Source organism: Streptomyces melanogenes (assembly GCF_014649795.1).
Taxonomy (GTDB): Bacteria; Actinomycetota; Actinomycetes; order Streptomycetales; family Streptomycetaceae; genus Streptomyces; species Streptomyces noboritoensis.
Genome location: NZ_BMTS01000002.1, coordinates 163,736 through 183,266 on the forward strand (window position 1 = coordinate 163,736; position 19,531 = coordinate 183,266).

General features: G+C 70.2%; 24 protein-coding genes. 2 read left to right on the plus strand and 22 right to left on the minus strand.

Annotation, left to right across the window (positions count from 1 at the left end):
* Positions 1-352 precede the first annotated feature (352 nt).
* The 19 genes from IE252_RS04705 to IE252_RS04795 form a co-directional block, all read right to left on the minus strand.
* A complete protein-coding gene (locus tag IE252_RS04705; RefSeq protein ID WP_190088005.1) occupies positions 353-1,207 on the minus strand; it encodes a phage major capsid protein in 855 nt (284 codons plus the stop codon).
* Between the two features lie 15 nt (positions 1,208-1,222).
* Positions 1,223-1,870, minus strand: coding sequence for a hypothetical protein (locus tag IE252_RS04710; RefSeq protein WP_190088006.1), 648 nt, complete (start codon positions 1,868-1,870; stop codon positions 1,223-1,225).
* Between the two features lie 78 nt (positions 1,871-1,948).
* Complete coding sequence (locus tag IE252_RS04715; RefSeq protein ID WP_190088007.1) at positions 1,949-2,119, minus strand: Rmf/CrpP fold protein; 171 nt, start codon at positions 2,117-2,119, stop codon at positions 1,949-1,951.
* A gap of 9 nt (positions 2,120-2,128) precedes the next feature.
* Positions 2,129-4,384: a phage minor capsid protein gene (locus IE252_RS04720; RefSeq protein WP_190088008.1), complete on the minus strand. Its 2,256-nt coding sequence runs from the start codon at positions 4,382-4,384 to the stop codon at positions 2,129-2,131.
* Positions 4,385-4,401: 17 nt separating this feature from the next.
* Entirely contained in the window at positions 4,402-5,814 is a 1,413-nt protein-coding gene (locus IE252_RS04725; protein ID WP_229848005.1) for a phage portal protein, read from the minus strand.
* Between the two features lie 49 nt (positions 5,815-5,863).
* Positions 5,864-6,313 (minus strand): HNH endonuclease signature motif containing protein, encoded by a 450-nt coding sequence (locus tag IE252_RS04730; protein WP_190088010.1) that lies wholly within the window; start codon positions 6,311-6,313, stop codon positions 5,864-5,866.
* 68 nt (positions 6,314-6,381) lie between these two features.
* Positions 6,382-7,614, minus strand: coding sequence for a PBSX family phage terminase large subunit (locus IE252_RS04735; RefSeq protein WP_190088011.1), 1,233 nt, complete (start codon positions 7,612-7,614; stop codon positions 6,382-6,384).
* Positions 7,614-8,063, minus strand: coding sequence for a helix-turn-helix domain-containing protein (locus IE252_RS04740; protein ID WP_190088012.1), 450 nt, complete (start codon positions 8,061-8,063; stop codon positions 7,614-7,616). Before IE252_RS04740 ends, IE252_RS04735 begins: the two co-directional genes overlap by 1 nt.
* Positions 8,064-8,173: 110 nt before the next feature.
* Positions 8,174-8,959: a hypothetical protein gene (locus IE252_RS04745; protein WP_190088013.1), complete on the minus strand. Its 786-nt coding sequence runs from the start codon at positions 8,957-8,959 to the stop codon at positions 8,174-8,176.
* Positions 8,956-9,321: a hypothetical protein gene (locus IE252_RS04750; RefSeq protein ID WP_190088014.1), complete on the minus strand. Its 366-nt coding sequence runs from the start codon at positions 9,319-9,321 to the stop codon at positions 8,956-8,958. The genes IE252_RS04745 and IE252_RS04750 overlap by 4 nt, the downstream gene beginning before the upstream one ends.
* Complete coding sequence (locus IE252_RS04755) at positions 9,318-9,509, minus strand: hypothetical protein (RefSeq protein WP_190088015.1); 192 nt, start codon at positions 9,507-9,509, stop codon at positions 9,318-9,320. The genes IE252_RS04750 and IE252_RS04755 overlap by 4 nt, the downstream gene beginning before the upstream one ends.
* A complete protein-coding gene (locus tag IE252_RS04760) occupies positions 9,506-9,748 on the minus strand; it encodes a hypothetical protein (protein WP_190088016.1) in 243 nt (80 codons plus the stop codon). The genes IE252_RS04755 and IE252_RS04760 overlap by 4 nt, the downstream gene beginning before the upstream one ends.
* Positions 9,745-9,957 carry a hypothetical protein gene (locus tag IE252_RS04765; protein WP_190088017.1) on the minus strand — a complete coding sequence of 71 codons (213 nt, stop codon included), beginning with the start codon at positions 9,955-9,957 and terminating at the stop codon, positions 9,745-9,747. Before IE252_RS04765 ends, IE252_RS04760 begins: the two co-directional genes overlap by 4 nt.
* The gene (locus IE252_RS04770) at positions 9,954-10,673 is read right to left on the minus strand and encodes a zinc finger domain-containing protein (protein ID WP_190088018.1); all 720 of its coding nucleotides are present in this window, start codon (positions 10,671-10,673) and stop codon (positions 9,954-9,956) included. The genes IE252_RS04765 and IE252_RS04770 overlap by 4 nt, the downstream gene beginning before the upstream one ends.
* The gene (locus IE252_RS04775) at positions 10,670-11,617 is read right to left on the minus strand and encodes a mucin-2 (RefSeq protein ID WP_190088019.1); all 948 of its coding nucleotides are present in this window, start codon (positions 11,615-11,617) and stop codon (positions 10,670-10,672) included. Before IE252_RS04775 ends, IE252_RS04770 begins: the two co-directional genes overlap by 4 nt.
* A gap of 186 nt (positions 11,618-11,803) precedes the next feature.
* A complete protein-coding gene (locus IE252_RS04780) occupies positions 11,804-12,706 on the minus strand; it encodes a recombinase RecT (protein ID WP_190088020.1) in 903 nt (300 codons plus the stop codon).
* Positions 12,703-13,761: a YqaJ viral recombinase family nuclease gene (locus IE252_RS04785; RefSeq protein ID WP_190088021.1), complete on the minus strand. Its 1,059-nt coding sequence runs from the start codon at positions 13,759-13,761 to the stop codon at positions 12,703-12,705. The genes IE252_RS04780 and IE252_RS04785 overlap by 4 nt, the downstream gene beginning before the upstream one ends.
* Positions 13,758-14,051 carry a hypothetical protein gene (locus IE252_RS04790; RefSeq protein ID WP_190088022.1) on the minus strand — a complete coding sequence of 98 codons (294 nt, stop codon included), beginning with the start codon at positions 14,049-14,051 and terminating at the stop codon, positions 13,758-13,760. The genes IE252_RS04785 and IE252_RS04790 overlap by 4 nt, the downstream gene beginning before the upstream one ends.
* A complete protein-coding gene (locus IE252_RS04795) occupies positions 14,048-14,188 on the minus strand; it encodes a hypothetical protein (protein ID WP_190088023.1) in 141 nt (46 codons plus the stop codon). The genes IE252_RS04790 and IE252_RS04795 overlap by 4 nt, the downstream gene beginning before the upstream one ends.
* A 205-nt stretch (positions 14,189-14,393) precedes the next feature.
* On the opposite strand from IE252_RS04795, the gene IE252_RS04800 reads away from it, so the two are divergent.
* Positions 14,394-14,843 (plus strand): hypothetical protein, encoded by a 450-nt coding sequence (locus IE252_RS04800; RefSeq protein ID WP_190088024.1) that lies wholly within the window; start codon positions 14,394-14,396, stop codon positions 14,841-14,843.
* Positions 14,844-15,221: 378 nt separating this feature from the next.
* On the opposite strand, the gene IE252_RS04805 is transcribed toward IE252_RS04800, so the two are convergent.
* Both IE252_RS04805 and IE252_RS04810 read right to left on the minus strand, forming a co-directional pair.
* A complete protein-coding gene (locus tag IE252_RS04805) occupies positions 15,222-16,946 on the minus strand; it encodes a recombinase family protein (RefSeq protein ID WP_190088025.1) in 1,725 nt (574 codons plus the stop codon).
* Between the two features lie 39 nt (positions 16,947-16,985).
* On the minus strand, positions 16,986-17,135 hold the full coding sequence (locus IE252_RS04810; RefSeq protein ID WP_190088448.1) for a hypothetical protein: 150 nt from the start codon (positions 17,133-17,135) through the stop codon (positions 16,986-16,988).
* 174 nt (positions 17,136-17,309) lie between these two features.
* Here IE252_RS04810 and IE252_RS04815 point away from each other — a divergent pair, with 174 nt between their 5' ends.
* Positions 17,310-18,071 (plus strand): phosphoglyceromutase, encoded by a 762-nt coding sequence (locus tag IE252_RS04815; protein ID WP_190088026.1) that lies wholly within the window; start codon positions 17,310-17,312, stop codon positions 18,069-18,071.
* 97 nt (positions 18,072-18,168) lie between these two features.
* On the opposite strand, the gene IE252_RS04820 is transcribed toward IE252_RS04815, so the two are convergent.
* Positions 18,169-19,515, minus strand: coding sequence for a hypothetical protein (locus IE252_RS04820; RefSeq protein WP_190088027.1), 1,347 nt, complete (start codon positions 19,513-19,515; stop codon positions 18,169-18,171).
* Between the last annotated feature and the right edge of the window lie 16 nt (positions 19,516-19,531).

A 19,531-nucleotide genomic window follows, 5' to 3' on the forward strand; every position in this document is an offset into this window, starting at 1 on the left:
GCGCACGTGGCGTTGGCGAGGGCGGTCCGTATCTCGGGGTCGAGGGGGTCGCCGTCCTCGTCGACGGGGTAGATCGCGGTGAGCAGCGCCGAGTCGACGTCCTCGCCGGCCCGTGCGAGGAGTCGCTCGGCGTCCGCGGGTGCCGGTTGCCCGGTCCATGCGGCGAGCTGCTCGGGGGTCGCGTAAGGCTGCCGAATGGCTACCCCTCCTTACCGGGCTTGCGGCGAGACGGCGAACGCCCCGCGGCCGGTGGCTGCGGGGCGTCCTCGTCAGGCTCGGTCTCGGGTGCGGGGTCCTCGTCGGGGTGTTCGTGATAGCGGCGCAGCAGCACGTCGGCGCCCTCCTTTGCTGATCAGGTGGCGGCGAGGGTGCCGACGCACACGCCCCGGTCGTCGAGGCGCTTCACGGCGTAGTGAACGTTCGTCGTGATCACGGTCGTGCGCTTGAGAATGTCGCGGTCGGTCTCGACGAGCGGGCGCCGCTTGTAGAGGGCGCCGAGAGAGTTGTTCTTGAGGATCATGAACTTGCCGGCGGTGATCCGGTTCGTGATGAACACGGGCAGTCCGGCAATGGCGCCGATCTGCCCGGTGCGCACGGGGGTGTCGCCGCCCAGCTTGGAAGCGTCGATGAACTGCGGGTCGGCGAACGCCTCGGCCTGCTGCGCGGAGTTGAGGAACAGGCCCGCGAACTCGGCCGGCTCCCACTCGTCGCCGAACTGCGCGAGTGCGGGCACGACGGCGTCGCCCCACGTGAACTTGGTCTTTCCCGCGGCGGTGGTGAACTGGAAGGGCTTGCCCCCGCCCTGCGCGGTCTCGTCGGCCTGCGCCTGCGTGATGAGGGCGGCGTCGACCTTGCGGGCGGCGAGGATGCCGAACTGTCGCTGCGCCTCGCCTCGCGCGTCGCCGAGGCCGGTAAGCAGGGCCTTGTCGGTGATCTCGACCGCCTTACCGGCTTCCAAGATCACGGCCTCGCTGTGCGACTGCTTCATGACGCTGGTGGTCATGGCGGTGCCCTCGGCGAGATCGTCGAGTTCGCCGAGCGCGGCCCACTTCGGGAAGTTGATTCGGTCGCCGGGCTGGCCGGTGAGGGTGTCGTCGGTGACGACGGCGCCGCTTGCCATGACGCGAACGGTGCCGGTGAATCGGGCCTGTGCCATGTCGGCCCAGACCTCAGGAATGATGAGATCGGCGGCGGTGGTGTTGGGCACGCGGGCCCTCCTTGGTTACTGGGTTCCGGCGAGACGCCGGTAGGTGTCGGGGTCGGTCTGGAACAGGTCGGCGCGGGCGCCGTAGTCCATGGCTGCGAACTGATGCGCGGTGACGCCGCCGCTGGGGGCGCCGGAGAACTCGGCGCCGCCGCGGGGCGGTCCGCTCGGGCCTGCGCGGTAGAGGTCGGGGTCGGCCGTGACTGCCGCGGTGATCGCCGCGCCGAGCTTGGTGTCGAACGTCGCGTCGGCCGGGTCGAGGTCGGCGACCGAGGCGAGGAAGCTGCGGGAGTTCAGCAGCCGGTCGCCGCGTGCTCCGGCGTCGGCCGCGGCGCGGGCGACGGCGAGTTCGACCCGAGCCGATCGCAGCTCGGCGGCGTGGTCGGCGAGCAGCCGGTCGCGCTCGGCGACCGCGGCGGCGAGCGCGGCCGGGTCCTGCTCGGCCTCGCCCCCGTTCGGGTTGAGCGCACGGGTCACGGCGTCGAGGGCGGCGCGCAGTTCGTCACGCTCGGCCGCGGCCTGGTCGGCGCGGGTGGTCACCTCGGCGAGCTGCTGCTCGGCGCCGGGGGCCGGGGCCGGCGGAGCGCTCGGGGAGGGGCTCGGCGGGGTGGCCGGGTCACCCGCGGGCGGTGTGGCGGTGCCGGGGTCGGCGGTGGTCTCGGACATGCGGGATAGCCCTCCGGGGCTCGTACGGGCATGAAAAAGGGCCGCCGGATCGGCGGCCCTATATAGGGGAGAGAGGGGCTACGGCTCGGCCGGTGCGAGCTGCTGCTCGGCGGCGACGTAGCCGCGCACCCATGCGGCGCGCAGCAGTGGCTCGTCGCCGCGGTGCGGGCAGTCGGTTGCCGGGCGGCCGGCGACTGCGGCGGCGGTGCCGGCCTCGCGGGCGCGCACGGCGTTCTCGCGGAACCCCACGATCACCCCCTAGAACTTGTTGCGTTGGTCCTCGCGGGCGGCGCGGGCGGTGTCTCCTGCGGCGGTCCGGGCGCCGGTCACCTGCTCGGTGAACTCGGTCAGCGTGACGCGCGGTGAGACCTCTTCCCAGAAGCGGATCAGGTCCTCACTCGCCCTCGCGTAGGCGACGTGGGCGGGGCCGCTGAACAGAGAGAAGGGATCGACGCCGGCGGCGCGTGCCTTGCGGTTCAGCATGAATCCGCGGGTGTAGTCCTCGGCGGCGAGCACTTGCAGATAGACGTGCTCCCGGTACATCTCGCGGATTTCCTCGCGGCTGTACGCCTCGCGCGCCGCCCGCGCTTCGAGTTCCCGCTCGTACGCCCACCGTTCGACGGCGGACATGTGCTCGGTCCCGTCGGGGCCTCGTTCGAGGTCGCGTCCGTAGGCGCCCCACTCGTCGGGGTCCGTCGGGGGCGGGTCGTCGAGGCGTACGGGCTGCATGGCCTCGTCGAGGGCGGCCCGGGTGGCGAGGGTGTCGGCGACGCGTGCGCCCGTGGGGGCGGGCGGCGGCGTGGCGGGGTACCGGCGGTCGATCTCGGCGGTGATCCGTGCGGCGTCCGCGGGGGAGGCGTAGCGCACCCCCCACACGAGCAGGTCGTCGCTGAACGGGGAGAGATCGGCAGCGAGGTTACCCGCCGGTAGCAAAAACTCGAGCGCGGCTCGGCGGTGAATTTCGGCGCCGATCGCCGCCCGGTCCTCGGGAACGTTGCGCGCTCGGGTGGCGAGGTCGCGCTCGGACATGCCGACGAGGTCGCGCCGGATACCGGGCATGGCGGCGTCGATGTCGCGCCGGTCCATCTCGCCCATGATCCGCAGCATGTCGTCGTCGCCGAGGTGGCCGGCGACGGCGGCGAGTTCGTCGTCGCTGAACTCGGCGAGGTTGTCGGCGAGCTTGCCGTTCGGTCGGATGCGGTCGAGCAGCACCTGCTCGTCGCGGCGGGCGGCCTCGCCGCGGATGCGGTCGAGGTCGCGCTGATCGAGCACCCCGGGCCGGATCGCGGCGCCGAGCTGCTCGTCGGTCATCTCCGGCAGGGTGCGGTCGTCGCCGGAGCGGACGCGCGCAGCCTCGAAAGCGTCCTGCGGCGGGCGCGGGGCCGTGCTCGGCAGGTTGCCGGCGCCGGGCTGCTCGCGCTCGCGCCGGCGGATGAGTTCGGGGTGCTCGGCGAGGTGGGCGCGCTGCTTGGCCTGCCACTGCCTCACCTTGGCCTCGGCCGCCCGACGGGCCTCGGGGCTCGTCGCCGCGGCCGACCTGTTCTTGTACTTCCTGATCCCGCGCTCGATCGCCCGCTGTCTCTGTGTCGCCTCGTATCCGTCGGGGTCCTCGGACGCCTCAACCGCCGGCCGGGTCACCCCGGGCAGGTAGGCGGCGACCGAGTGCCTGCAATTCGGATGCTGGAAACCGCGCTGCCGTGCCTCGTCGAGGCTGCCCGCGATGTGCACCTGCACGGTGCGGCCGTCCTCGACGGCGTGCTCGACCTCGACCGTGCGGGCGCCGCCCGGTCCGGCGAGGCTCAGTACCTTGCCCTCGAACGGTTTGCACACGGGGCACTCGTGCGGGGCGTTGCTGACGATCACGAGGTCGAGGCCGGCGGCGCGCAGCTTGTCGCCGTGCGCCTCGACCGCGGCCCGTCCGGTCGCCGTCCGTACCGCCATTTCGGCATAGCTCGTCATCTGCCACGCGCGCCCGCCGCGGTCGATGAACGTCCTCAATCCCCGGTCGGCAAAACGGTCCATGGCGGATTGGGTGGCCTGACGCCGGGTGTCGACGCCGAGCAGGGGAGTCGCCGACACCTCGGCGATCACCTGCCGATAGTTGTCCTCGACGCCGCGGAGAATCCCGCGGTGGGTAGCCGTGACGAGATCGAGGGTCTCGGCGGCGAGGCGGTCGACCGCCCTCGTGTTCGGCGTGGTGTCGGCGATCCGGCGCAGGTCGTTGTCGTGCAGCGCGCCGAGTTCGGCGAGCCCGGATCGGGCGCCGATGCTGTACGCCTCGGCGACCGCGTCGAACACGTCGAGCTGTACCGCCTCGGCGAGGGCGTCGACGACACCCTGCGCCCCGCGGCGCAGCGCCTGAATATCCCTGAGCTTGTTGGTCGCCCACCCCGGGGCCTCGAACCCGTCGGTCAACTGGCGGGCGACGAGGCCGAGCAGCCGCTGCTCGGCGTCTGCGTAGAGGTCGCGGACGCCGGCCGAGAGATCCTCGACCATGCCGGGGTGAATGGGCATCGCACCCCCTCACACGGTCAGACGAGGGCGCCGGCCTGCATGGGGTCGGGTACCGCCTGCCCGGTCTCGGTGAGGATGCGGGCGACCTCGGCCTGCACCTCGGCCTCATCCCATCCGGGATGGAGCATCCGAACTTTGGTGTCGACGCTTACGGCCTGCGCCTGCTGGTACAGGGACAGGGTCTGAGCGAGAGTGGTCGGGTCCTCGCTGACGACGCCCCCAAAGTCGATCCGGGGACGCTCGGGCACGATGCCGCGGCCGAACATGAGGCGGTCGAGCAGCAGCATGACGTGCAGCATCTCGCCGAGGGGCGGCGACCAATACCTGATCTTCTTACCCCTGGTCGTCATGCTCCGGCGCTCCTTGGCCTTGACCTCGGTCGCGGTGATCGCGGCGCCCTGGTCGTCGATGCCGAAGGTCTGCGCGGCGTAACCGGCCGACCTCACGGCCTGCCGAGTCGTGGCCTCGGACGTCCGCTCGTGCTCCTCGACCCTGATCGCGAACTGGCTCAGGGTGATGCCGCCCTGCTCGGTGGGCGGGATGTTCAGGAGCTGCCAAATCTCCCGGTCGGCATCGAAGCTCGCACCGTTGCCGGGGCCGTGGTCGCGCAAGTAGGCGTCGGGGATGATCAGGCGGGCGCGCGCGAGGCGGATGTCGCGAATCCACGAGGTCCATGTCGTATCGAGCGCGTCGAACAAGTCGTACAACGGGGCGGCGTAGTCCGAGCGACCGAGGTCCGAGCCGCGGTGCTTGCGGTTGGGTCCGATGTTGCGGACGTAGGCGGCGGTCAACCGGTCGATGCCGGTCTCGATCGACTCGCCGTCGGGGCCGAGCGCCTCGGCGAGCGGTGCGACCGCAGGGTGCTCGGTCAGCGGGACGCGCCGGCCGAGGCTGTCGGCGGTGCCCTGGTAGAGCCCGTGCAGGATGCGACCACGCTCGTGCCGTTCGAGGTGGCGGAGCACGCTCGCGCCGTCCGAGGCGAGTTCGTGCCAGAAGGTGACGGCGCGCAGCAGGCCGAACGAGAACTCGGGCACGGCGGCGTCGGCGTGCACGGTGGTGAGCAGCGGCCGGTCGACGAGCGAGTGATCCCACGTGATCCGCAGGTACACCCCGCCGAGGGCGGCGGCGACCTCGGCGCCTTCGAGCAGCGTGTTCGCGATGCCGTCGGCGTCGCTCAACTCGTTCAGCCGGTCCTGTGTCGCGGTGTCCCCCACGGTGAAGGTGGGCGGCTCGCTGAACAGCAGGTCGGCGGATGCGGTGGCGATGTCGCCGGCGAGGGGGATGTGCAGGCGGTTGTCGCGCTTGCCGGGCTGCGGTGCGCGGCGGCGCCCCCACAGGCGGGATGCGCCGCTCTTCCTGCTCGGGTTGGTGGAGTAGACGGCGGTCAGCTTGGCGGGTTCGCCGGAGTACCAAGCGTCATCGACGCGCATCTCGGCGAGGGAGCGCGCGAGGTGCGGCGGGGGCCAAGAGACGTTGTTGTCAGGCAGCGGCACAGTCCACCCCCGTCCTGCTCCGAGCGTGCGTGCGGGCGCGGGTGCGCGCGGCCGTCCGGCACGTGCGGCACTTGCGGGTTCCGTTGCCGGCCCGGTAGGTGTTGGCCTCGTCGAACGGGTGGCCGTGGATGCACTCGGTTTGACGGGCGCGGGCGGCGACGTGCGACTCGCCCCGTAGCACGTTGACTCGCTGCGTGACCGGTTCCAGGTGGGCGGGGTTCACGCACCCGCGGTTGCGGCACAGGTGGTCGATCACGAGGCCGGCGGGTATCGGCGCGACGAGGGCCTCGTACGAGGCGCGGTGCGCGTATTGCCGTTCGCCGTCGATGGTGAAGCGGGCGTATCCGTTGGGCATGAGGTAGCCGGTCCACTGCCAGCAGCCGGCCGGGGTGTCGGTGACGCGGGCGAGGAATCGGTCGGTCCAGTCGGCGCGCATGGCGGCCCCCCTTGGGCATGGCAAAGCCCCCGCGCCAACTCGGCGGCGGGGGCCGTGGTCGGGTTGGGTTATGCGGCGTGCGCGAGCAGGGGGCGCCACTCGTGCGCCGTCGAATGGATCACGTAGCGCAGGGCGTCGACGCTGTGATCGTCTTTCTTCACCGGCTTGTCTTCACCGCGGGCGGCGGCCTCTTCTGACCACACGTAGTTGGGCAGTTCGCCGAGCAGCCCCTCGCACGAGCGATGGATGCGCAACAGGCCGGCGTCGAGGGCGTTCGAGACGCTGCGGATACCGTCGATGACGTCGTTCACCGCGCGGGTGACGCCGGGGTGCCCATCGGCCCAAAGCTGAGTGGAGTACGAGGCGGCGCTCGGGTCGATGAACGTCCATTCGGGGACGACGTCCAGCTCGGCGAGCCAGTCGCGGACGGCGCGGCTGTACTGCGCGTCGGTCATCTGGCGGTGTGCGAGGCGGGAGTCGTGGCGCCACTCGCTGACCACGTACAGGCGGTCGTCGTCGCCGAGGCCGAGCAGCAGTGAGGCGAAAGGATTCGCCGTGCCGTAGTCGATGCCGACCCAATAGCGGCGCATCGGGGGCAGCTCGTCGACGACGTGCTGCTGCTCGTCGTACGCGTCGTAGATGGAGCCCTCGGCGACGACCCACTCGCCGAGGATCATCCGCCGGCGCCAAAGGCCGGTGAACTCGGCGGCGAGCGCGGCGACGTACGCCTCGCTCAACGAGGGGTTGTCGGCGAGGCGGAAGTGAAAGGCGGCGAGGTCGAGGTCGCCGGCGCGGTCGAGGTAGTCGGTCCGCAGCCAATGCCGGGGGCTGTCCGGGTTGGTGGTGCCGATCAGCTTCGCGCCGGGGGCTGAGAGACGGGCGAGGAGCTGCCGGAAGAAAGCCGGGGGCAGCAGCGTGACCTCGTCGCAGTAGGCGAGCGAGGCGGTCATGCCGCGCAGGCGTCCCTCGGCGCGCGCGTCCGCGGCGCCGACGAGGTGCACGACGCGCCCCAGGATCACGGCGGTTGTGGCGCCGCGGGTGTGGTGGACCTCGGCCGCAACGTCGCCGAACAGCGTCGGGTCGGCGAGGACGTCGAGACAGTTCCGCTCGATCGTCTGGAGCGACCGGCCGCAGATGACGATCAGGCCCGACGCGGGGGCGCGGCGGATCATGAGCAGGAAGCAGACGAGACTCGCGATCGTCTTTCCCGACCTGACGCTGCCGTGCCAGATGTTGATACGGGCGGTGGCGCCGCGGATCGAGTCGACCTGTTTGGGGGAGAGCGGGGCGAGGGTGGTCACTAACCCCCCTCGTGGTCACCTCCGGCCGGGGGCCCGAGCAGGGCGTCGGCGAGGCGGTCGAGCATCGAGCCGCCGCTGCTCCCGTTGCTGCTGTGGCGGGCGAGTTCAGCGACGCGGGCGTGTACTTCGGTGAGGGCGCGGGCGGCGGTGGCGTGGTCGCGGGCATCGCGCGCTGTCTCGGCGCCGGCCGTACGGGCGACTTGGCCGAGGGCGCCGTCGAGGGCCTCGTCGGCGAGCTGCTCGCGGCGTGCGGCGGCGTCTGCTCGTCGGGCCTCGGTCGCGGCGGCGACGCGGGCGCCCCCTGAGAAGGTGAGCCCCTCGGCCTTGGCGATCTTGCTTACGGTCGCTGCGCTGCGCCCGGTGAGTCGGGCGATCTGGTTGCGGCTCTTGCCCTCGGAGTGGAGGCGGCGCACCTGCTCGCGGTCGCGTTCGCGGATCGGCTCGGGCACTGGCTCACCTCCCGGCGGACATGCGTACGCCCCGCCGCAGGGGGGGGGCGCGGCGGGGCGTACGGGATCGGGGGGTTTCCGGGCACGCCGGAGACGCCTCGAACAATAGGTCACGAACCGATAACGACGCAAGTCTGTTCGGTGGCGCTCTCTCCCGACTCCATCGCAGCGGCGAACAGAGCGAGCAGCGGGCCCATGTCGGACCGCTCCCACACCCGGTGTCCGTCGAGGTCGAGGGGGACCGGCGCCGAGCAGGACGGACCGCCCGAGCAGGTGATGCGCTGCACGTCCCCCGACGCCGAGTACGAGGTGAGGGGGGACGCGCACCACGGGCACGGGTACCGGCTGCTCGCCGACCGCTCGTCGTGGCGCAGGGTGCGCAGTACGCGGTCGGCGCACTGCCTCGCGACGCGGTGCGCCTCGTGCAGCGCCCATCCGGGCAGGGGGGCGAACAGCCGCTCGGGCCCGTCGGTCTGCTCGCCGAGCACGCGTCCCTCGACGTACACGCTTGCCCAGTGGGCCCCCTGCGTCCGTGAGCCGTGCCCGTGCTGCGTGCGGTAGTTCCAGCGGTGCAGCTCGTCGAGGGGGGTGTGCTGCTGTGTCACGGCGGCGCAGGTGTCGGCGAGGTCGAACAGCATGCCCTCGACGGCGACCACGGCATCGTGGGCGGTGAGGTTCAGCGGGGCGGGGTGCGCGCGCAGGGCGTACGGCTCCCGGTCCTCGACGAGCAGCGGCCCCTCGGCGGCCGGCAGCTTGTCGAGGAACGCGGTCGTCTCCCTCGGTGGCCAGTCGGCCGCGGTGGGCGGCGCCTCGACGGCGGCGAGCAGCGCGCCCCACTTGTCGCGCACGAGGCGCAGGGCGGCGACGGTCTGATCTATGGCTCGGGTCTGGTTCATCGGTCCCCCTCGGTGACGACGTGCTGCTCGACGAGCTGCTCGCGCAGGGCCTCGGCCTCGGCGAGCGCGAGGTCGCGGTCGGCCTCGGTCTCGACGAGGGCCTGCTCGGCGGCCTCGATCCGGGTGTGCAGGCGCATCGCTGCTGCCTGCTGTCCGCCGGCGCTGCGGCGGTGAGTGTCGCTCTCGGCGACCTCGGCCTCGACGTCGGCGCGCAGAGCGGCGCAGTCCTCGGGAGTGAGCACGCCGCGGTCGGCGCGGGCGAGGAGCAGCAGGAAGCGCTCGCGTCGGGCCTCGCGGGTGAGTTCGCGGACGAGGACTCGGCCGCGACGGGAATCGGTACGGGTACGGGCGTGCAGCGTCATGCGGGCGTGTCTCCGTTCGAGGCTCGGCGGGCGGCCGACGAGCAGGCAGTGCAGTGGATCGGGCAGGGACGGCGGACGAGGGCGCGTGCCTCGCGGTCGAGGCGGCCGTCGAGCCGCACGGCGCCGACAAGGGCGGCGACCACGGCGAGGGCAAGCGCGGCGACGAGGGCGAGCAGGACGTCGGTCATGTCGTCCGGTCCCCGTCCGTACGGGCACGGCGGAACCAACGGGAGAGGGAGCGCCGAGCGCGCGGTTCCCGCGCGCGAGGCGCGACCGGTCGCGCGTAGTGGTTGCTGTTGATCTCCCATCCGTCGATAGCGAGGCGGTCGAGCAGGGATGCGGCGGTGAGCGTGGCGAGGTGGGGGTGCACGTCGAGCGTGTCGGTCAGGTGGGCGGCGATCGAGGCGCGGGCGGCGGGCGGGGTCATCGGTGCTGTCCTCCTGATGTGTGGCGGGCTCGGATCGTGCGGGGCGAGGGCGGGGTGCACATGAGGCGCACGAGGCGGTCGTGTTCGTCCTCGGCGTGATCGGCGAGGATGCGGTCGCAGAACGCGGCGGTCAGTTCGGCGAGGTGTGCCTCGGCGCGGGCGCGGCGGGCTGCGTCCTGCTCGACGAGGCGTCGAAGGTGATCACTCACGCGGCGGCCTCCTGTGCGGCTCGGATGCGGGCGGGGTGCGGTTCGGGGGCGGTGCAGTGTTGGCCGGGGGCGGCGTCGCAGTCGGGGCAGGTGGTGACCTCGACGGCGTAGGCGTCGCGGCGGCGGCCGTGGACGTTGTTGCGCAGCTCGATCCCTGCGCCGCGCTTGCACAGTCGGCGGCGGCCGGCGCGGCAGGTCTCTACCGGGCACGGCACGGCGAGGGCGGGCAGCGAGGCCCGTTGGTTGGGCAGGGGTGCGCGCAGGGCGGACCGCTGCTCGGGCGTGATGTACGGGCGCGGCTCGTCGTCGATGGGTCGGCCGACTCCGGCGACCAGGGCGAGGACGGCGGCCGGCGGGGCGGCGTCGAGTGCTTGCGTGATCGACCGCGGGGGCAGGTGTCCCTCGGCCGCGGCGGCGAGCTGCTCGCGGCGGCGTGCGGTGAACTGCTTTCCGGTCTCGGTCGGGTTGCCGTCGTAGATCGGGTGGGCGGCGCCGATCCGGGCCTCGCGGATACGGGCGCGAATCCTGCGCACGTCCGCGGGTGTGGCTCGCTTCTCGGTCACGCCGTAGTGGTCGGCGACCGCTTGCCGGGTGTCGTCGTCGAGGGGGATGTCGCGCAGGGCGTAGGCCCATGCTCGGGCGTCCGCCTCGCCGATGGTGCGCAGGTCGAACGCGGCGCACAGGGCGAGGACTTCGGCGGCGTCTGCGGGTGTCATTGGGCGTTCTCCTGTTCTCGGAGTTGGGCGGCGAGGTCGAGGCCGGCGCGCACCCGCTGATCGGTGGTGGAGGGGCGGGCGGCGCCGGGGTTGAGCGGGACGACGTTCGGGCCGGCCCCGGGTGCGCGCGGGGGCGGTGTGGGCAGGGAGCGCCAACCCGAGACGAAGTAGCGGGCGGAGCGGGGGCGGGTGCGTGCGGCCTGCCAGGCACCGCCGGCGTGGTCGACGAGGACTTGTACGCCGCACCGCTCGATCAGGGCGTGAAGCAGCAGCCACTCGGCGGAGGACAGTTCCCAGGAGACGACCATTCCGGCGGCGCTCATGGCGTCGACGAGGGGCCGTACAGGCTCAGCGATCCGGGGTCCGTCGGGGCTAGCTTGTTCACCTCTACTTCCGAAGGAAGTAGAGGGGTAAGGCTTGGTGCTGGCTTGGGGGCCTGTGACGCTATCGACGGCGTCACGGTGTGACACCCCCTCGTGACCTGCGGATTCCTCCTGAAACGGGGGTGCGTTTCGGTTTTGATTCGGCGCCGATCCGCGCTCGTTTCGCGCACGATCCGCGGCCGATTCGTCGGCGATTCGAGCCTCGTTTCGGGTACGGCTCTTGGCCTTGCGCTCCGCGGCGGCGGACCGGTTGGCCTCGACCTGCGCCCTCGTCGAGTTCCGCCCGCCCTCAAAGAAGTCGTGCACCATGAAGTCGCCGACGGGGGGCTGCGGGCAGCGCGGGCAGGTGTGACCGTGCTCGTGCCACAGACCGACCGCGACCAACTTCCGGGCCTGCGGGGCGGTCCCGTACTGGCGGGCGACCACGGCGGGCACGGTGCCCTCGGTGAGGTGCTGCGCGGAGTAGGCGCCCGCCCGCAACCACAGACCGAGGGCGGCGTTACCCGCCTTGACGATCTTCGGGTGCATGTGCGAGCTGTCGTCGATCTTGAACCACGCCACGGTGGGTGACTCCTTCCTGATCTGCGGGGGGTGGGGTGCCCGGCTCGGGCCGGCCGGCGAGGGCGGCAGGCGTGTGCAGCGGGCAGCGGTAGCCGGGCAGGTAGCGGCGGGCGCCCGGGGCGCCGCAGTAGCGACGCCCCGCCCCGCTCCAGTGCCGGCACCGGTAGTCGATGGCCGGCCCCGGGGTCACTGCGCGGCCGGCTCGGCGGCCTCGGGCCACCCGGCGAACTGCGAGGGCACGTCCTCGACCGCGGACTGCTCGCCGCCCTGTACGGACGGCTGCTCGACGATCTCGCCCTCGATGTACTCCCCGGGCACGTCGAGACCCTCCGGGGACGCATCGCGCCGCACGGTCCCGTCGTGGGCCACGGCGCGCGCGAGTTCAGCGGACTTCGGCAGCAGCTTGAAGAGCTGCCGTACGGCGGTCTTGCACGCCATCGCGTCGTAGTCCGTGGACCACGGCCCGAAATCCTTCGCCTTGCTCCGCTTGCGGATCGCCTCGACGTCGTCGACGTCGAGCACCACGAACGCGCTGCCACCGTTGGCCAGTCGGGCAACGGCGTAATAGTGCGTCGCCGGCCCCCTCGCCGAGCCGCGCGCCGGAACGTGCCGCAGCTTGGGGTCGAGCCCGTACTCGTACTCGAAGGTGTCGCCCTCGTGCACGGTGCCGGTGTCGAGGCCGGCGGCGAGCGGGTGCTGCCAAAACAGCTTGATCATGCCCTGATAGCCGATGACGAGCTGTACCTCGTACCCGCGGATCTTCTTGTTCCAGAACGGCAGCAGGTACGCCTCGCCCGACACGCCACCCGGCTCCAGCCCGAGGGCCGAGCAGGTCATCAGGGCGCCGGCGAACGACTCGCGGCTGCACTCGGCGAGGTGCTCGACCCTGCGCAGCTCGGTAAGGGCGATCCGGGCGATCCGGTCGGCGCCGCCCATGTGCGCGGGCAGCGCGCGCTCAATCTCCGGGCGCATCTGCTGCACGAACTGCACGAGCGTGGCGGCCGGTTGCGCGGCTCGGGTGGCGGGGACGGCGGGTGTACGGGTCTGCGTGGTGCGGGCGGCGACGCGGTCGGCGAGATTGCTGGTCATGCTGCGGAACTCTCTTTCGGGACGACGAGGCGTCGGGCGCGGTGCGCCCGGAACTCGTCGGGGCGCTCGGCGGCGAGGCGCGCGGTATCGAGCGCGTCGACGCGGTGCGTGTACTGCTGCGCGAGGTCGGGATACGCAGCGATGAATCGTTTCTGCGAGAGCGGCCCGTTCTGCTTCCACGTGAACGCGATGGCGCCCTGCGTCTTGACGATCTCGGCCGCGCCCGCGGTCGCCTTGAGGCGGTTCTCGACCTCGCGCAGCTCGTCGGCGGTCCGCTGCTCGCGCGCCTTGAGTTCGCGGCGGCGCTCCAGCAGCGGCAGCACCTCGGCAGGGTCCGCCACGGTTACACCGCCGGCCGTGACCGAGTAGAGGTGATCGAGCAGTGACTCGGTCGCCTCGGAACCGTCGATCGCCGGCGGGGTACGGTCGAGCACGCCCTGCCAGAATCGGCCGACGATTTCGACGAGGTGCTCGACGAGAGCCTCGTCGCGCTCGACGCGGTGAATCAGCAGCCGGTTACCGCCGAGCAGCGCAGCGACGTGCGCGTGCCGGTAGCCGGTGACGGCGAGGTACCAATGCGTCTGGAGTGCCGGCCCGTCCGGCACGCCGAGCAGCCACTCGTCGAGCTGGAACGCGCTACGGGTCTTGATCTCCAGCAGACTCGACGGCGTCGAGGCGCCCTCGTCGAGCACGTACCGGTCGACGTTGGCGAGCATCCAACGGCGCTCGACGTGCGCCAGCGTCCCCGGACCCTCGACGACGCCGAGACCGGTCCGCGCCGAGAACACGCGGGCGACGGTCGGCTCGTGCTCGTGCCCCCAGAACGCGGCCTCGGCGAGGACGGGATCGAGCGGGCGGTCGAGCGGCAGCTCGCCGACCTTGTCGAGGTAGACCTCGGTCGGCGACGTGTACTTGCTCATTCCCAGCACCGCGGCGACGTCCGAGCCACCGATGCCCGCACGACGGACGGCGAGCCATTCCTCGCGGCCGAGGGACGGCGGAGCAACGACGACACCGGTCGGCGTCACCAGCGGCAGCGCCGGAGCGCTGTTCACTGCTCGCCCCCGACGTACCGGGCGTATACGCGGTGCTCGGTGGAGCCGCCCGAGGTGATCGTGCGGGCGACTGCCTCGAACGATCCCGCCGGCGAGTACGCCGGAAGGCGGGCGTTACGGATGGCCTGCGCTGCGGATGCGGCGCGGGTGATGCTGGCAGGCTTTCCGACGACTCCCCACACGTTGGGGTGCGCCCGGAGGTCGGAAGCGATGCGGGTGTGCTTGGTGTTCCGCTGCTTGGGCGGCGGACCGATGAACTCGACGAGGCTGGACGGCTGCTCGCTCCTCATGCCGCGACCCCCTGCTCGCCGCGGACCTCTCGGACACGCGGGGCGAGGATGCGCCGGATCATGGCGAGCTGCTCGTCGGTCGGTTCGGGCCACTCCGTCTGATCGTGCGGTGTGGCAGGTGTCTCCTTGGTGTGCACGGCTCCCCCTCCGTTGTTGCACATGTCGAACAACCAAGGGCGCAAAGTGCTGTATTGCGCCCCGTTGGTTGTTGCAGATGTCGAACAAGGGCAACCGTAGGTGGCTCGAAAGTGCACGTCAACGCCATAGATCGGCGTGCAGTTCGGGGTAATGGCTGATTAGATGAGAGTGTTCGAGTTGTGCAACAAGAACAGGAGTAAGAGAGTGTCGGAGATCGACACCCCCTTCCGAGCCCCGTACGGAACCCCCTTCGGGGACCTGGTGCGGAGCGCGAAGGATGAGACGGGGCTCTCGTACCGCGACCTCGCCAAGAGAGCCATAGACCCGATAACCGGGGTCGAGGTGAAGTACGCGACCCTGTTCCGCATCGCGAAAGACAAGCCGATCATGCTCGAACCGGGCGTCATCGGCGCCGTGGCCGCCGCGATCGGACGGCCCGAGCGCGACGTGCGGATCGCCGCCTCACAGCAGTACTGCGGACTCGTCGCCGACGATCCGTTCAAGATGAGCGACGACGAGACGACCGTCGTAGTCGTCCACGCGCCCGGCATGGGGCGCAAGGACATGCCGAAGGTCGAGGCACTCCTGCGACGCTATGCGGCGGGCGACCTTCCGGCGGAACTTTCCAACACGGACCGCTCGTCTAGTAGTTGATCACTAGGTGTCGTATGCGCGTGACCTGCGGTGTTGGGATGAGTAAGGTGGTTCGGGCGCCTTGACTCGTGCACATGTTCGGGTCGGGGTCAGTCATGCCACGAGGGGGGCACCACCTTGATCCGCGTCATCCGCACCCAACTCGATACCGGAGCAATCACCGTAGTCCGAGCCACCGAATCGGGACTCACCATCGACATGGACGGCCGCCACATCACCCCCACAGGTGCGGCAAGCCTCCAGCAAGCCCTAAACGGACTGGCCCCCCACGGGGAGCGCGAAGGCGCCGCCGAAGGTGCCGAGCGGGCGCCCGCCGGCGAACGAGCCTGAGCAACGCGAAGGGCCGCGCAGGATGCCCTGCGCGGCCCTCGCCGGTCACTACGCCGCCGCGACGAGACTCCGCCGCTTCACAAGCTGCCTAGGAACCACGGACACGAACTGTTCGACGGGTACGTTCCTGCGCCCCGGACCCTGCGGCTTCAACCGGACCTCGACCAGGGCCTCGAAGATCGCCCGCCGCTGCGAGAGATCCAGCCCCCGCCACGCCTTCTCGATCTCCTCCATGGTCGCCCCGGCCAACTCGCGGACCACCGGAGGAACCGCCATCGAACGGGCCTGCTTCCGGGCCGCCTCGATCTTCGGCAGCATCTCGCCCTCGACGGCGACGAGCCCCCGAGCCGAGAGCCTGCCCGCTGCCGCTTCCGCGTAGAACGCATCCAACTCGGACTGGAGTAGCGCCGCCTTGGCCTCGGCCGCCTCAAGCTCCCTCAGCATCTCCGCATCGTCCTTCGCGTACGCCCGAGCGAACGACGGCGACGACAACCACTCGAACGTTTTCCGCTCGACGAACGGATCAACGATGCTGACCTGTGCACTCGCGTGGTACCCCGTCTCGCCTTCCGGCGCCGGCGTCGTGCACGAGTACCGAGGCAGACCGTGCTGCCTGTCAGAGTTCACGCCGAACTCGCAGATATCGCAGATCATCACGCTAGAGAGTTGATGAATCGCCTTCCCCGGCCGCTGGTTGAACTTCCGCTTCTCCTTGCGCGCCTTGACTGCGCTGGTTGCGCGAAGGTGGTCGACCTCCTCGACGAGCGCCGGCCACGCGTCCCGGTTGGTCACCTTCCCGTGGTGCTTGCGGTAGCCGAGGTATCGGTCGTCGGTCGCGAACAGGGTGATCGTCGCGGAGATCCACCGCGCCATGATCATCGGCTCGCCGCGGTCGATGAGGTCCCGTGCGATGTCCTTCGCGTCCTCGCCGGCGTCCAGTCGATCACGGCACTCCTGGCGCAGCTCGACCGCAGCCTCGATCCGAGCCACCCAATCGGGGTGGAGATCCTCGTTCTCCTTCAAACCGGGGTGCCACGCCGCGGCGCGCCGGACCATGGATTTGGTCCAGTGGAACGACGGCGGGGTAACGCCACGCTTGTTGAAGCGTGCGGCGATCTTGGTCGACTCTTCGAAGTTGCCGACGCCCTTGGTCAGCTCGACGATGATGGGCTTCTCGATCGGGTCGGCCTCGGTGCGCAGGAACGCGCCCGTTCGCTCGTCGTAGATCCGCCGGTACCCGTAGGCGACTGGGGCGTGAGGCCGGCCGGCCGCGGCGTTCGCGGTCAGCGTCCGCATGACGTTGCGCCGCAGCTCGCCGACTTCCCGCTCGCCGATAAGCGCATCAAGGCCGGTCCGGAAACGGTCGTCTTCGTTGGTGAGGTCGTAGACCTTGCCGCCGTAGCACCACAGCACGCCGTGCTTAGCGCACGCGTCTCGCAGTCGCGCGTACACCGCGACGTCACGCTGCAACCGCGTCGAGCCGAACGCGATCACGATGTCGAGCTTTCCGCCCTCGATCCACTCGATCATGCGCTCGAACTCTTCGCGCTCAATCTTGCCGCGGTAGGTCGAGGCCGATCGGTCGTCGTCGACGAACTCGCCGGCAACGACGGTGCCGAGGTCGTCGGACGTAGCGCGCCCGACGTCAAGCTGTTCCTTGACTGAGTAACCCTGACGCTTCTTCTTGCCCCGATACGCGCTCTTGCGCGCGTAGAGACCGGCCCGCAGGCCGGCGAGGCTCTCGCGCAGGGACTTAATGCCTGAAAGGTTCATACGGTGGCCCCCTATCGAACAACCGTACGTCCTTCTCGGTTAGAGGCGTACGGCTTTACCGAAGGGCACCAACGTGGCGACGAACGCCCCGAGCCGGTTGATCAGCGTGCTCGTCCACAGCCACCAGAACTCCCGGGGCAGACCCGAGACGCTCTCTCGTGCGGCGCGTCTGAGACTGGCGACGGACATCGATTCCCCCGAAGATGTGTAAGTGGCGCAGGCGATAGCCGCAACTTACGATGCAGGGATCGGAACCCGCCACTCAATTGACACCGTCCGTCAATCGTCCACGTGCCGAGACGCCCCCGCCGCCTTCCTCCCCGCGCGCGCGACGGCCCGCGAACGTCGATTACGCTCGGACGCATGGCCGACGCACCGTACAAGCTGATCCTCCTCCGCCACGGCGAGAGCGAGTGGAACGAGAAGAACCTGTTCACCGGGTGGGTGGACGTCAACCTCACCGCGAAGGGCGAGAAGGAGGCGGCGCGCGGCGGTGAGCTGCTCAAGGACGCCGGCCTGCTCCCCGACGTGCTGCACACCTCCCTCCAGAGGCGCGCCATCCGCACCGCCCAGCTCGCGCTGGAGTCCGCGGACCGCCACTGGATCCCGGTGCACCGCAGCTGGCGCCTGAACGAGCGCCACTACGGCGCCCTCCAGGGCAAGGACAAGGCGCAGACGCTCGCCGAGTTCGGCGAGGAGCAGTTCATGCTGTGGCGCCGCTCGTACGACACCCCGCCGCCGGAGCTCGCGGACGGCACGGAGTTCTCGCAGAGCGACGACGCCCGCTACGCCTCCATCCCGCCGGAGCTGCGCCCCCGCACCGAGTGCCTCAAGGACGTCGTCGTCCGCATGCTGCCGTACTGGTACGACGGCATCGTCCCGGACCTGCTCGCGGGCCGGACCGTGCTGGTCGCCGCCCACGGCAACTCGCTGCGCGCGCTGGTCAAGCACCTCGACGGCATCTCCGACGCCGACATCGCGGGCCTGAACATCCCGACCGGCATCCCGCTCGTCTACGAGCTCGACGCCGACTTCAAGCCGGTCAAGCCGGGCGGCACCTACCTCGACCCGGACGCGGCCGCCGCCGCGATCGAGGCGGTCAAGAACCAGGGCAAGAAGAAGTAGTAGTACGTACGTATACGTACGAGAGGGGCCCCGTCCGATTCCCGGATGGGGCCCCTCTCGTCTGCAACGAGGAAGAATTCGGGGTCGGTGTGGTTCGCTAAGGGGCCAGGGATGCCGGCCCGGCCGCGATGCGGAACTGCTCCAGCAGGCGCTCTGGCAGCACGGATCCAGTCAGCCTCAGGGTTGCGTCTTCGACCAGCTTCCGGTGCTCGTGTTGGAACAGTGGAATGCTGACGTTTCCCCGGTACTGCGGAGAAATCGAACTCGAATACACTGAGGCCGGAGAGAGCTTGTTGGCGGAGGACCAGGCCTTCGACTGGCTCAGGAGAATCTCCAGGAACTCCTCGATGCCGAATGCCACGATGAGTTCGTTTGCTCGTTCGAGGGTTGCGAACAGGGCGTTTGCGTAATACGACGACCGTGAGGCCAGGTAGCACAGCAGCGACGAATCTTCCGACGTGCCAATTTTTGCATCCGGAACCCAGATTTCGTCGACAGCTCCGGAATTGGCCATCATCGCTGCCGTGACTTGCTGGGACTGGTCGTAGTCGACAGATCCGAGGATGACGGCTGACTTTGCCCGGTTCTTGCAGGGTTCCGTGAGTGCGCGAAAACTCTCCCAGACCAGTCGGCCGCGTGCCTCAAGGTACTGGATGAGCGAGATGGCTTCTTCCCTCCATTCTTCGTCGGGTGCCAGGAATTTCCGGGCCCGCGCATGGGAGAGCAGTCGCTCGTGATCCCTTGTGCGAATGGTTTCATGGGTGGGGTCGATATGGTCGGTCCCGGTTGCCGTGTTGTGCAGCACGATACGCATCCTGTTGCGCGGTCCCGTGAAGTCGCTCCACTTGACCCGGAACCCTCGCTCGCGGAGCCCGGTAACGCAGTGATCGCAGAAACAGGAGACCGAGATCTCGTTGTCGCCCAGAAGCGAGGATCCAGCGCTCGGCAGGATGTTGACGGCGTCCAGAACGATCCCGTCGACTCCGTGGTCCAGTACTTCTGTGACCATCTTCGCGACGATCTGCCGGGCGATCTTGTTGGTGATGCAGATCTGCTCGCCGGGCTCGTTGTACTGGTCCCTGATGAAGAGGAACTCCGACGCCGTGAATCCGAAGTGCAGCAGCACGCGCCCCCAAATCGTGCCGTCGGGTCCGAGCGCTTCCCTCGCCTCGGCGACCCATTGGCCCAGTGGGTCGACCGAGCCGAAAGAGGCCTGCGGGGGCTGGACGATGGACTCGAAGGCCGGCCCCGACCGTACGATCGCCGGAAGGCAGATCTCGGTAGGGGTCCGGCGAGCGTACTGCCGGTAGCGCTCGACCCAATATGCGACGTTCGAGTCCTGCAGCATGACCGTGGACGGGATATCGAGGATGAGGCGTTCAATTTCCTCGGGAGCGCTGCTGGAGGTTTTTGCGGGTGGGGTGTTCCCCGGGTCACTGCTCACTTCCTGCCCTCTCTGT